This is a genomic window from Acidovorax sp. GW458-11-26-14-TSB4, from assembly GCF_059423865.1.
On record NZ_JBWKYR010000001.1, the window covers coordinates 101,933 to 114,723 of the forward strand.

Consider the following 12,791-nt stretch of genomic DNA (forward strand, 5'->3'; position numbering starts at 1 on the left):
GATCAGTGTCCCGGGCGCAGCAGGTTGGCCAGCTCCACGGCCGACTTCACCTGCATCTTGTCGAACACCCGCGCGCGGTGCACTTCCACCGTGCGCACGCTGATGTCGAGCTGGTCGGCAATGAGCTTGTTGGGCAGGCCCGCCACCACCAGGTCCATCACGTCGCGCTCACGCTCGGTCAGGTCGGCCAGGCGCACCTGCAGGTCGCTGCGCTCGCGCAGGGTGGCCAGGCGGGCGGCCGATTGCGCCAGCGCCTGCTCGATGCGGTCCACCAGCACATTGTCGGAAAACGGCTTTTCGCAGAAGTCGAAGGCGCCGCGCTTGACCGCATCGACGGCCGTGGGCACATCGGCATGGCCAGTGAGAAAGATCACCGGCATGGTCGCCAGATCGCCGCGCACGATCAGCAGGTCGAACAGCGCCAGGCCGCTCATGCCCGGCATGCGCACATCCAGCAGCAGACAGCACGGATGGCGCTGCGCCGGGCGCGCGCGCAGCGCGGCGTCGAAGGCTTCGGCGCTGTCGAAGGACTCGCTGGGCAGGCGGCGCGAACGCAGCAGCCAGGCCAGGGCTTCGCGCACGCCGGCATCGTCATCGACGATGTACACGGTGGCATTGGAGACTGGTTCCATCAGGCGGAGGAAGTAGAAGCAGGGGATTGGTGAACGGGCAGCGTGAAGGTGAATACCGTACCACGCGGTTCGTTGGGGGCAAAACCGAGGAAACCGCCATGCTGCTCGATGACGGTGCGGCACAGGCTCAGGCCCAGGCCCATGCCCTCGGCCCGCGTGGTGAAGAAGGGGGTGAACAGGCGCTCGGCCACCTCGGCTTCGATGCCGGCACCCAGATCCGCCACGGCAAATTCGATCCAGGCCTGGTGCGCATTCGATGCGGCGCGGCGCGCGCGGATCTCCAGCACGCGCTTGGAGACGCCGGGCACGTCCATGGCCTGCATGGCATTGCGGGCCAGGTTGAGCAGCACCTGCTCGACCATGGTGCGGTCGCACAGCGCGGCCGGCAGGTCCGGCTCCACCAGGGTATGGACACGAACGCCGATCTTGCGTGCCTGCAGGCTCACCAGCGGCATGATGGCATCGAGCAGTTGCTGCGCGGTGACGGCCTCGCGCGCCTGGTCGCGCCGGCGCACGAAGTCGTGCACGCTCTTGATCACCTTGCCTGCGCGCTCGGCCTGGCGCGCGATGGCCTGCATGGCCATGCGCACATCCTGCAGGCTCTCGGGCGCAGGTCCATCGCCCGCACCGGCAGGCGCCTCCAGCAGGTTCATGGAGCCGGTGGCGTAGCTCGATATCGCGGCCAGCGGCTGGTTGAGCTCGTGGCTGAGCAGCGAGGCCATCTCGCCCACGGTGGCCAGGCGCGCCGTGGCCTGCAGGCGCTCCTGCGAGGCGCGCGACAGCTCCTCGATGCGGCGCTGCTCGCTCATGTCCAGGAAGGCGCTCATCCAGCCCGTGTGCAGCCCCTGGGCATTGATCAGCGGCGCCTCGATGATGAGCACCGGAAAGCGCGTGCCGTCCTTGCGCATGAACTCCGACTCGAAGCCTTCGCGCGGCGGCATGTAGCCCGCAAAGCGGATGGCCTGGCGCTGCTGGTATTCCTCCACGCGCTCGGGCGGCCAGTACGGGGCCGACGCGCTCAGCCCCAGCAGCTCCTGGGGTGCAAAGCCCACCATGTCGCAAAAGGCCGGGTTGACATAGGTGATGCGCCCCTCCAGGTCGCGCGCGCGCAGCCCGGTGACCAGCGAATCCTCCATCGCCTTGCGAAAGGCCAGCGCGTCCCCCAGGTCGCGCTCGGCGCGCAGGCGCCTGCGGTTGTCGCGCACCAGCACCACCATCACCGTGACCAGCGCGATGGACATGGCCGTGACCAGCGCCGTGAGCACGTTCGGGAACAGGCTCGGCGCACTGTGCCAGGTGTCCATGCGCAGCACCAGGGTGGCACCGGGCAGGTCCAGCAGGTGCGTGGCCGTGAACATGCGCGAGCCGCGGCGCGCCGCGCCCAGCACCGCCAGGCGCGTGCCATCGGCTTCGGTGAAAGAGGCCTCCTGGCTGCGCGTGAGGCCGTGCCCCACCAGGTCTTCGAGCATGGCGTTGAGCGCATAGGTGGCCACCAGGAAACCGGTGCTGCGCCCGCCCGAGGTGATGGGCAGGCACAGCTCCATCATCTCCGAGCCGAGGCCGTCGCCGTGCGGCTGGAAGTAGCTGCTGGAATACGCCGGCCCGCTGAGCCGGCGCGCATTGGCGCAGGCCAGCGAGGCATCGGAGTGCGCGCTCTCGCGCGTTCCCCGGTCCCAGTACACGGGGCGAAACGGTGTCTGCACCTGCGAGCGCAGCCGCATGCCGGTGTCGCGCCATTCCAGACGCACCAACTCGCGGTGGCCGCGCAGCAACTCGGAGGCATTCACCTCCCAGGCCAGCACCCCCGGGTCTTCCGCGTGCAGGGCCTGCAGGCTCTGCAGGTTGCGCGTGAGGGCCACGCGCACGTCCGAGACGGCGTCGGCGGTATCGCGCTCGAGCCGGCTTTGCACCTGGCTGGCCTCGTAGCGGCCGGCCAGCCAGACCACGGTGACCAGCATGGCCACCACCAGCGCCACGAGCAGCGTCCACAGCGACCAGCGCCGCCACGCGCCACGCCAGCGTTGCCAGAGGGTTCGGCGCGGCCTGCTCACAGCACGCGGTGGCCCAGGGCAGGCAGCTGGCTGCGCACCTCGCGCAGGCGTGCCTTGGCCAGCGTGCCCACGGCGATGCCCGCGCCCTCTGCATGCAGCGCCGCAACCTCACCCCAGGGGTCCACCAGCATGCTGTGGCCCCAGGTGCGCCGGCCGTTCTCGTGCACGCCGCCCTGGGCCGGGGCCAGCACGTAGGCCAGGTTCTCGATGGCCCGGGCGCGCAGCAGCACCTCCCAGTGCGCCTGGCCGGTGGTGTGGGTGAAGGCGCTGGGCACCAGCAGCAGGTCGGCCCCGGCCTGGGCGTGGGCGCGGTACAGCTCGGGAAAGCGCAGGTCGTAGCAGACGCTCAGGCCCACGCGCCAGAGCTCGCCTTCGCGCGAGCGCAGGTCGAACTGCACGACCTGGTCGCCGGGCTCGATCACCCGGCTCTCGTGGAACTGGTCCTGGCCGTTGTCGAAGTGGAACAAATGGATCTTGTCGTAGCGCGCCACGCAGGCGCCCTCGGGGTTGAAGGCCAGCGTGGTGTTGCGCACGCGCACGGCATCGTTGCCGCGCAGCGGCAGGGTGCCGCCCACGATCCACAGGCCGAGCTCGCGCGCCGCGCGCGCCAGAAAGTCCTGGATCGGTCCTTCGCCGTGCGACTCCTGGAGCGCCAGCTTGTCCGTGTCCTGCCGGCCCATGATGCAGAAGTACTCGGGCAGCACGGCCAGCTCGGCGCCCTCGCGCGCCGCCTGCTCCAGCAGGTCACGGGCGGCGGCCAGGTTGTCGTCGAGGTGGGTGCCGGAAACCATCTGCAGCGCAGCGACTTTCATGAGGACTCTCCGGTTCGGGAACTGGCGGTGGGCGAGGGGCTGTTGTCCGCCGCATTGCCCGACAGGCGCGTGCGCCGGGGCACGCGCACCACGCGCGGGTCGGACCAGGAACCATCGATGCGGAACTCCTGCGTCGCCGCCTCGATCAGCGGGCCGCGCAGGAACACCTGGGCCAGGAAGCTGCCCAGGCCGATCACCGGGTTGATGGCGGTGGCCACCAGCGAGGCCGTCATGGCATTGATCTCGGGCACCACCACCACGCGCAGGTCCTGCGTCTCGCGGTCGATGTCGGCGCTGCCTTCCATGAGCACAGCCGCGTTCACCCCCTTCATCTGCAGGTTGTTGGTGGTGGCCACGCCCTGCTCGATGCGCAGGTCGCCGCGCACGAAATCGAACGCAAAGCCTTCGCTGAAAACATCGCGAAAATCGAGTGTCAGGCGGCGCGGCAGCGACTGCAGACTGAGCACGCTGAGCAGCTTGGCCAGGCCCGGGTCGGCCTTGAGGAACTGGCCGGCCTCGATGTTCACGTTGACCTGGCCCGTCATGGAGCGGTAGTCGGGGCTGAAGGGCGCGCCCATCCACGCCACCTGCCCCTCCATGCGCCCCTTGCCGCGGCGGATCACGCCCGGCATCGCAAAGCGCGCCAGCAGGTCGCCCGAGTCGCGGATGTCGAGCCGGAAATTGAGCACCGTGCGGCGCTCGCCGGAGCCGCCCCCGGCGGCACGCACCTGGTTGAGCTGCGCCCAGTTGCCGTTGGCCGCCAGGCTGCCTTCGGGAGAGGTGATGTTGAACTTGGCCAGGCGCCATTCGCGCGGCGTGGTGTCGCTGCCGCGGTTCTGCGCCTCGATCTCCACCCGGCCGAGCTTGCGCCCGCGCAGCTCGAAGTCATCGACCACGATGTCCAGCGCGGGCAGCGAACCCGGCTGCTCTTCGAGCAGGGCCTCGACCTGGTTGGCATCGCTTTGCGGCATGTTCAGCCGCGACAGGCGGGCATACAGCCGGCCGTTGCCCGAATCGCCGCCGCCGCCCTCGCGGAACTCGACAAAGCCGCTGAGCTCGGCCGCGTCGATGTTGCCCTTCCAGACCGGGCCGTCGCGCTGGCCGCCGGCCACCACGTTGTGCAGGGTGCGCCCCTGCGCCGACAGCTCCCTGGCGCGCAGCGCCACCCGCGTCGGCAGGTACTCCTGCGTGGTGCTGGCCAGCGTGACGCCTCCCGGTGCGGTACCACGGGCCGCAGCACCGGGCAGCGGGCGGGCCGGCGGGCTGAGCAGTTCCTCCCAGGCATCGATGTCGAGCCTGGCCAGCTGCACATTGGCGGCCACACCCTCGGCCGGCATCGGCGCCGCCTCTCCGGGTGCCAGCCCCACGCCGATGGCCCCGCGCAGCACGCGCGGCTGGGCGCCGCTCACGTCGCGGTGGTAGGTGGCCGAGCCCAGGGCACCCAGGTCCAGCGTGATCTGGTCGCGCAGCGGCGGCAGGGTGCCGCCGGCGGTCACCGTGCCGGTCAGCGATTCGCGCGCCAGGGAGTTGTCATAGCGCAGCGGCAAGCTGGTCTCGGCCGTCTTGCCCAGCGGAGCGGGCAGCGCCAGTGCCAGCCCCTGCAGGCTCGTCGTCACCTGCACCTCGGGCACACCGCGGCGAAAGCCCAGCGCCAGCGTGTAGGGCGCACTGCCCGTGGCCCGGCTGGCCAACTGCGACAGCAGGCCCATCGGAGGCGCCTGCTGCAGCCCCTCGGCCGTGGCCGTGCCCTGGGCGCGCAGCTGGATCGCCGACTCGGTAGCCGGCGCGCCTGGCGGCAAGGAGCGCATGCCGCCTTCGAGCTTCACATCGCCGCCCAGCGCCCGGGCCTGCATGCCCACCAGCGAGAAACCCGCCTCGCTGAACTGCACGGCGCCGCGCGCGCGGCCGAGCATGGGTGTATCGGGGGTGATGCGCACGTCGTTGCCGGCCAGGGTGACGCTGCCCTGCACCCGGGACTTGTCGATGTTGCTGATGGGCAGGGTCAGTTTGAGCTGGAGGTCGGCCTGGCCCGTGCCGCTGGCCTGGGCCAGCGCCTGGTTCGTCAAGCGCGCCAGCGGCGAGGTGTTGACCACGCCGAGGATCTCGGTCAGGGGTCCGCGCGTGTCGGCATTGACGCCCACGACCGTGTGCGAGAGATCGGGGATGGATGCCTCCACCCGCAACACCTTCACCCCCTGGGTACCGGCAAAGCTGCCACTGGCGCCGCGCACATGCATGGACGAGCGCTCGAAGACCAGCTCGCCCTGCAGCTGCGTCAGCGCCGGCCAGCGCGTCGTATCGATGGACGGCTGCAGCCTGGGCGGCACGTAGGCGTAGGTCACGTCCTTGACGCGCGCGGCGATGCGGAACTCGCCCTGGCGCGGGTCGTTGAAGGGGATGTCGTTCAGGTCGCCCCGGACCTTGAAGTCCACGCTGCTCGCCGTTCCCGCCACCACGGCATCGCGCACGTAGTGCCGAGAATCCTCGGGGATGGACAGGGGCAGGTAGCGGTGCACGCGCGTGCCGTCGGCCCGCGTGAGCTTGCCCGACAGGTCCAACACCCCGGGAAAGCGCGAGCGGTGCGGCCCCTTGGTGGGATCGGAGGTGTGCCAGGTGGCGCGCGCCTCGCCCTGCGCATCGGCGTTGGCAAACTTCACGTCGCTGGCCTGCACGGCGATGCGCTCGCCTTCGATCTGCCAGCGCACCTCGGCGCTCAGCCGGTCCAGCGGCAGCACCGGGTCCTCGAACGCGCCCGGCAGCACCAGCGCGCCGGAATCGATGGCCAGCGTGGCTTTGCCGCCGCCCTGCGTCATCTCCACATCGACGTTGGCGCCGCGCAGCCCCATGCTTTGTGCTGCGCCGTTGCCAGGCACCTCGCCCGCCAGCGCCAGCCCCTGGATGCGGCTGCGCACCTGGTACTGCTGCGGCGCATCGAGCGGCCCCTTCCAGGTGGCCTGGATCTCGTCCACCAGGCCCTTGGGAGCGTACTGGCGCACGGCATCGTGGGCGGTGCTGCCCAGGGGCAGGCGGCTGGCAACCTGCGCCAGGGCCGCCAGCTCCAGCCGGTCGGCGCGGAAGTCGCCTTGTGCGGGCGCCTTGGCGGTGGCATCGGTGTACACCAGCCTGGCGTTGCCACCGGGCCAGCGCAGGCCGTCGTCGGTCGTGAACTGCAGGCCTTGCGTGGAGAATTCGAAGCCCCCCTTGAGCTGGCGCCCGCCCAGGCGCCCGGCAATGGAGGGCAGCGCCAGCGGCTCCAGCCCCGCGCCCAGGGTGGCGTTCACATCGGCCAGCGCAAGGTCGGCCGTGCCGCCCACGATCTGGCCGCTCTTCACGTCCGCCCAGGCGCGCAGGGCACCGCGGCCCTGGGCCACCTCCACCCCGAGGTCGGCATGGTGGCGCAGCTGGGAGACGTCCACCCGCGCGAAGTCGGCATAGACCTGGCCGTTCCAGTGCTGCCAGTTGCCGTCGCGCGCGCGCAGCAGGGGCGCGCGGAACAGGCCGACCAGGGTGAAACGGTCGCCCCAGTCGGGTGGCGGGGTGGCGTCCACGCGCATGCGGTGGCTCCAGTTGCCGTTGCGCACCACCAGGTTGACGTCGGTGAGCGCCAACTGCGGCGCCTTGCGCATCTCGTCGGTCCAGCGCAGCGTACCGCCCTTGATCAGCACCTCGCCCTGCGAGAAGAACCAGTCCGCGGCGCCATGGTTGTCGCCCCCGCTGTCCTTCATGGCCAGTCCGGCCACGGTGATGCTGCCGTCACTGGCGCGGCGGATGTCCAGATCGGGCTTCTCTATATAGAGCTGTTCGAAGCCGAAGTTCAGCAGCGAGCGCGGCGACAGGGCCACCACCACCCGCGGCAGGCGCAGCGCCTCGCGGCCGGCGGTGTCGAGCAGGGCCACATTCACCAGTTCCACGGAGGGGATTAGCCCCTCCGAACGCGCACTGATGGCCCCGATGCGCACGGGAACCCCTAGCGCCCGTGCGGCATGGTCTTCCAGCTGCGGGCGGAACTCGCCGATTCGCGGCACAATCCAGCCATGAAGGGCCCCCCAGGCGATGGTCAGCAGCAGCCAGAAGGTGAGCAGCAGCCCCAATGACCACCGCGCAAAGCCTGCCACTGTCTTGAGCAGGCGTGAGGGGTGCGGGGTGGGATCGATCATGGTGGGATTGAATGTGGCAGGAATTATGACCCGCGGTGCGCCTGTGGGTTCAATGAGAACCAGTGTCCTTGTGTGTGCAGCAGCCCGCGGCCCCGTGCTGGCAACCGGCTGGGGCACCCGCCTCTGCCACGCCTGAAACCATGCCCCTGTCCTGCAACGACCCCTTCAAGGACGGCGAGCCGCTGGCCGGACATTCCCGCTTCCTGCAGCGTCTGCACCGGCGCTACGGCAGCGATTTGACCCTGCTGCCCGCCGGGGCACCCCGGCGCGCCGCGATGGATGCCGTCTGCGATGCCCTGCTGGCGCGCGGCAACGACACCGGCACGGCCCTGCGCGTGCTGCGCCAGCTGGTCATGGAGCGCCTGATCCAGCTCGACTGCGATGGCCAGGCGCCGCTGTCCGACATCACCTGCGCCGTCACCGAACTGGCCGAGCTGGCCCTGGACCGCGCCTGCGCCCAGGCGCGCCAGGAACTCGATGCGCGCCACGGCGCCCCCCAGGGCCCCGAGGGCCAACCCGTGCAGCTGTGGATCATCGGCATGGGCAAGCTTGGCGCGCGCGAGCTCAATGTGTCGAGCGACATCGACCTGATCTACGTCTACGGGCACGATGGCGAGACCGCCGGCACGCCGGACGGCCGGGGCCGGATTTCCAACCACGAGTACTTCGCGCGCGCGGTCAAGGCCATCTACAGCCTGGTCGGCGACACCACCGAGCACGGATTCGTGTTCCGCGTGGACCTGGCGCTGCGGCCCAACGGCAACTCGGGCCCCGCGGCCGTTTCGCTGGCGGCGCTGGAGGAATACCTGCAGGTGCAGGGCCGGGAGTGGGAGCGTTTTGCCTGGCTCAAGAGCCGGGTGGTGGCGCCACGCGACTGCATTGCCGGCACCGAGGTGCAGGCGCTGCGCGGCGTGGTGCTGCCCTTTGTCTTCCGCCGCTACCTGGACTACAACGTCTTCGATGCGCTGCGCCTGCTGCACAGCCAGATCCGCGACCATGCGGCCAAGCGCAGCGCCGGCCATCCCGAGCGCGCCAACGACGTCAAGCTCTCGCGCGGCGGCATCCGCGAGATCGAATTCACCGTGCAGCTGTTGCAGGTGGTGCGCGGCGGCCAGTTCCCCGAACTGCGCCGGCGCCCGACGCTCGATGCGCTGCAGCGCCTGGCCCAGGCCGGCCTGATGCCGCAGCCGACGGCCGATGCCCTGGCACGCGCCTATGTCTTCCTGCGCCGGGTGGAGCACCGCATCCAGTACCTCGATGACCAGCAGACCCATGTGCTGCCCACGCGCGACGACGACCTGGCATGGATCGCCCGCACCATGGGCTACCCGGACTGCTGCGCCTTCCTGCACGAGCTCGACGCCCACCGCGAACTGGTGGCCCAGGAGTTCGACACCCTGCTCGGCGGCAACGCCAAGAAGCAGTGCAGCAAGGGCGGCTGCGGCGGCCCGCGCGCATCTGCTGCGCCACCGCCCGAGCTGGAGGCCCTGCTGGAGCAACTGCCCCCTGGTTTCCGCGAACGCGTGGCCGAGTGGCGCAACCACCCGCGCGTACAGGGCCTGCGCGATGAGACCCGCGCGCGCCTGTTCCGCCTGGTGCAGCGCACGGCCCAGTGGCTCACTGAAGGCCGGGTGACCGAAGAAGCCGCCGTGCGCATGGCCAACTGGCTCGAGCCCCTGCTGCGCCGCGACAGCTACCTGGCCCTGCTGCTGGAGCGCCCATCCGTGCACGAGCAGATGCTGCACCTGCTGGGCGCCGCGCGCTGGCCCGCCCGCTACCTGCTGCAGCACCCCGGCGTGATCGACGAGCTGGTGGGCGACGCCCTGCTGGCCGAACGCTTCTCGGTGGCCGATTTCGAGCGCGAGCTGGCCATGCGCCTGGCCTCGATCACCTCCACCGGGGAAGACGACGACGAAACCCTGCTCAACCTGCTGCGCCGCGCCCAGCATGCCGAGACCTTCCGCACGCTGGCACGCGACGTGGAGCACCGCATCACCGTCGAGCAGGTGGCCGACGACCTGAGCGCCCTGGCCGACAGCGTGCTGCGCGTGACCGCCCAGTGGTGCTGGAACCGCCTCAAGACCCGCCACCGCGAGGTGCCGCAATTCGCCGTGATCGGCTATGGCAAGCTCGGCGGCAAGGAGCTGGGCTACGGCAGCGACCTCGATATCGTGTTCGTCTTCGATGACGACGACGAGCGCGCGCCCGAGGTGTACGCTGCCTTCGTGCGCAAGCTGATCAACTGGCTCACGGTGAAGACCGGCGAGGGCGACCTCTACGAGATCGACACCGCGCTGCGGCCCAACGGCAGCTCGGGCCTGCTGGTCACGCGCTTCGAGGCCTATGCCAACTACCAGGAACGCCGCGGCAGCAACACCGCCTGGACCTGGGAGCACCAGGCCATGACGCGCGCCCGCTTCGTGATGGGCACGCCCGAGCTGGAAGCCCGCTTTGACGCGGTGCGCACGGCCGTGATCACCTCGCCGCGCGACCCCATGGCCCTGCGCGAGGAGATCGTGTCCATGCGCGCCAAGGTGGCCCAGGCCCACCCCACGCGCGACGGGCAGTTCGACGTCAAGCACAGCCCGGGCGGCATGGTGGACGCGGAATTCGCCGTGCAGTACCTGGTGCTCTCGCAATCGGGGGCGCACCCCGAACTGGTGGCCAACGTGGGCAACATCGCCCTGCTGCAGCGCGCGGAGCAGGTCGGCCTGCTGCCGGCCGGAGTGGGCCATGCAGCGGCCGACGCCTACCGCGAGCTGCGCCGGGTGCAGCACCGGGCGCGGCTCGACGAAGTGCCCACCCAGGTCACGCCCCCAGCCCTGCAGGCCGAGCGCGATGCCGTGCTGGCCCTTTGGGCGGCGGTTTTCGGCAGCGGCCGCTGAGCGGCCACCCGGCCGGCGGCGGCCTGTTGCCGAATGTCACGCCAATTTAAACACTTGTTTGAATTATGGTGGTCTAATCCACCGCCATGCATTCTGCCCCGCCCATTCCCGAGCCTGCGCCCAAGCGCGCAGCGCGCCCGCCCCGGGCCGCGCGCAGCGATGGCGACGACACGCGTACCCGCCTGCTGCAGGCCGCGCTGCGGCTGTTTTCCGAGAACGGCTTTGCCCGCACCTCGGTGCGTGCCATTGCCGTCGCAGCGGGCACCAATGTGGCCGCCATCGGCTACCACTTCGGCGACAAGGCGCAGCTGTACACGGCCACCTTCTATGAGCCCTTTGGCAGCGGCAGCGACCTGATCGCGGTGTTCGCCGCCCCCGGGCTCAGCCTGCAACAGGCCTTGGGGCATTACTTCACGGGCCTGCTGGAGCCGCTCAAGCACGACGACCTGGTCCGGCAGGCCACACGCCTGCATGTGCGCGAGCTGCTCGAACCTACCCATGTCTGGCCCGAGCTGATCGAGCGCGAGTGCAAAGCCCCGCACATGGCCCTGGTGCAGCTGCTGTGCGAGCACATGGGCGTCCCCGAGATCGACGACGACATGCACCGCCTGGCGTTCTCGATCGGCGGCCTGGTCATGCTGCTGTGGACCCAGCGCGACGCCATCGCCGCCATTGCCCCCCAACTCGCAGGCCCCGCCACCGCGGATGCCTGGGCCGAACGCCTGACCGGCTATGCCATGTCCATGATCCAGGGCGAGGTGGCACGCCGCCAGGCACTGCGCGAACCGCGCAGGCACAAGAACAAGGAGGAAGAGGAATGACATGGTTTGTTCGAACCCTGGGCGTCTGCAGCGTGCTGCTGCTGGCCGCCTGCAGCACCGCGCGGCCGCCCCAGACGGTCCCGGTGCAGCCGCCTGCGGGCTGGGCCGCCCCCCTGCCGCACGGCGGGCAGATGGCCGACCTGGCGCAGTGGTGGCGCCAGTGGAACGACCCGGCGCTGGTGCCGCTAATCGAGGCGGCGCAAAGCATCAGCCCGAACGTGGCCCAGGCCCGCTCGCGCCTGCTGCAGGCCCGTGCCACGCAGACCACCGCCAGCGCCGCCCTGAAACCCACGCTCGATGCCCAGGCGACCACCAGCCGCGGCGCCAATGCGCAGGTCGGCGGACTGGCCACCACCAGCCAGGCCGGCCTGCAGGCGGCCTGGGAAGTGGACCTGTTCGGCGCCAATGCCGCCACGCGCGATGCCGCCAGCGAACGCCTGGCCGGCGCCCAGGCCCTGTGGCACGAAGCGCGCGTGAGCGTGGCGGCCGAGGTGGCGCTGCAGACCAGCAGCCTGCGCACCTGCCTGCAGCAACTGGACGTGGCCGAGCGCGATGCGCGCTCGCGCGGCGAGACCTCGCGCCTGTCGGACCTGAGCGAGCGCGCCGGCTTCACGGCCCCGGCCACTGCCGCCCTGGCGCGCGCCAGCGCCGCCGAAGCCACGGCCCGCGCCTCGCAGCAGCGCATGCAGTGCGACGTGGAGTTCAAGACCCTCGTGGCGCTCACCGGCCAGGAGGAGTCGGCGCTGCGCCAGCTGATCACGGCCACGCCCATCACGCCCGCACCCGACAGCCTGTTCGCCATTGCCGCCCTGCCGGCGCAGGTGATCTCCCAGCGCCCCGACGTCTACAACGCCGAGCGCGAGGTCGCCGCCGCCAGTGCCGAGGTGGGCAGCGCCCAGGCCCAGCGCTACCCGCGCCTGTCGCTCAGCGGCAATATCGGCAAGGCCTGGAGCCGCGCCGGCGGCAGCACCCTTGACGTGGACGCCTGGACGCTGGGCCCGCTGACCCTGAGCCTGCCGCTGTTCGACGGCGGGCGCCGCGCGGCGCAGGTCGACGCCGCCCGCGCACGCTACGACGAATCGGTGGCACTGTACCGCGCCCGCATCCGCCAAGCCGTGAGCGAGGTGGAGCAGGCCCTGGTGCGGCTGCAGAGCACGGCCGAGCGCAATGCCAGCGCCCGCGCCGCGGCCGAGGGCTACCGCGTGTCCTTCGATGCCACCGACGCGCGCTGGCGCGGTGGCCTGGCCAGCTTGGTCGAGCTGGAGGACGCACGCCGCACGGCGCTGGCCGCACAGAACGCGCTGCTGGCCCTGCAGCACGAGCGCCAGTCCGCCTGGATCGCGCTGTACCGTGCGGCCGGCGGCGGCTGGGACACCACGGCCCCCGACCTGGCCGAGACCGCCCAGGCCGGCACCCGCTGAGCCCGGCCCCAC

7 protein-coding genes are annotated in these 12,791 nt (G+C 70.9%); 3 read left to right on the forward strand and 4 right to left on the reverse strand.

Annotation, left to right across the window (positions count from 1 at the left end; all coding sequences use genetic code 11):
- Positions 1 to 2 precede the first annotated feature (2 nt).
- From AC07X5_RS00530 to AC07X5_RS00545, 4 genes are read right to left on the reverse strand one after another with little or no spacing between them, the layout of a single operon-like run.
- Positions 3 to 632, reverse strand: coding sequence for a response regulator transcription factor (locus tag AC07X5_RS00530; RefSeq protein ID WP_494768635.1), 630 nt, complete (start codon positions 630 to 632; stop codon positions 3 to 5).
- On the reverse strand, positions 632 to 2,683 hold the full coding sequence (locus AC07X5_RS00535; RefSeq protein ID WP_494768636.1) for a two-component system sensor histidine kinase NtrB: 2,052 nt from the start codon (positions 2,681 to 2,683) through the stop codon (positions 632 to 634). Before AC07X5_RS00535 ends, AC07X5_RS00530 begins: the two co-directional genes overlap by 1 nt.
- Entirely contained in the window at positions 2,680 to 3,495 is an 816-nt protein-coding gene (locus AC07X5_RS00540) for a carbon-nitrogen hydrolase family protein (RefSeq protein ID WP_494768637.1), read from the reverse strand. The genes AC07X5_RS00535 and AC07X5_RS00540 overlap by 4 nt, the downstream gene beginning before the upstream one ends.
- Entirely contained in the window at positions 3,492 to 7,652 is a 4,161-nt protein-coding gene (locus tag AC07X5_RS00545) for a YhdP family protein (protein ID WP_494768638.1), read from the reverse strand. Before AC07X5_RS00545 ends, AC07X5_RS00540 begins: the two co-directional genes overlap by 4 nt.
- Positions 7,653 to 7,792: 140 nt before the next feature.
- On the opposite strand from AC07X5_RS00545, the gene glnE reads away from it, so the two are divergent.
- The 3 genes from glnE (at position 7,793) to AC07X5_RS00560 (ending at position 12,779) form a co-directional block, all read left to right on the forward strand.
- On the forward strand, positions 7,793 to 10,537 hold the full coding sequence (glnE, locus tag AC07X5_RS00550) for a bifunctional [glutamate--ammonia ligase]-adenylyl-L-tyrosine phosphorylase/[glutamate--ammonia-ligase] adenylyltransferase (protein WP_494768639.1): 2,745 nt from the start codon (positions 7,793 to 7,795) through the stop codon (positions 10,535 to 10,537).
- 86 nt (positions 10,538 to 10,623) lie between these two features.
- Positions 10,624 to 11,358 carry a TetR/AcrR family transcriptional regulator gene (locus AC07X5_RS00555; RefSeq protein ID WP_494768640.1) on the forward strand — a complete coding sequence of 245 codons (735 nt, stop codon included), beginning with the start codon at positions 10,624 to 10,626 and terminating at the stop codon, positions 11,356 to 11,358.
- Positions 11,355 to 12,779 carry an efflux transporter outer membrane subunit gene (locus AC07X5_RS00560; RefSeq protein ID WP_494768641.1) on the forward strand — a complete coding sequence of 475 codons (1,425 nt, stop codon included), beginning with the start codon at positions 11,355 to 11,357 and terminating at the stop codon, positions 12,777 to 12,779. Before AC07X5_RS00555 ends, AC07X5_RS00560 begins: the two co-directional genes overlap by 4 nt.
- Positions 12,780 to 12,791: the final 12 nt, after the last annotated feature.

Excerpts from the sequence above, each read along its gene's own strand:
- AC07X5_RS00545 (WP_494768638.1), bottom strand. The coding sequence starts at position 7,652 with ATGATCGATCCCACCCCGCACCCCTCACGCCTGCTCAAGACAGTGGCA.
- AC07X5_RS00560 (WP_494768641.1), top strand. The coding sequence starts at position 11,355 with ATGACATGGTTTGTTCGAACCCTGGGCGTCTGCAGCGTGCTGCTGCTG.
- glnE (WP_494768639.1), top strand. The coding sequence starts at position 7,793 with ATGCCCCTGTCCTGCAACGACCCCTTCAAGGACGGCGAGCCGCTGGCC.
- AC07X5_RS00530 (WP_494768635.1), bottom strand. The coding sequence starts at position 632 with ATGGAACCAGTCTCCAATGCCACCGTGTACATCGTCGATGACGATGCC.
- AC07X5_RS00555 (WP_494768640.1), top strand. The coding sequence starts at position 10,624 with ATGCATTCTGCCCCGCCCATTCCCGAGCCTGCGCCCAAGCGCGCAGCG.
- AC07X5_RS00540 (WP_494768637.1), bottom strand. The coding sequence starts at position 3,495 with ATGAAAGTCGCTGCGCTGCAGATGGTTTCCGGCACCCACCTCGACGAC.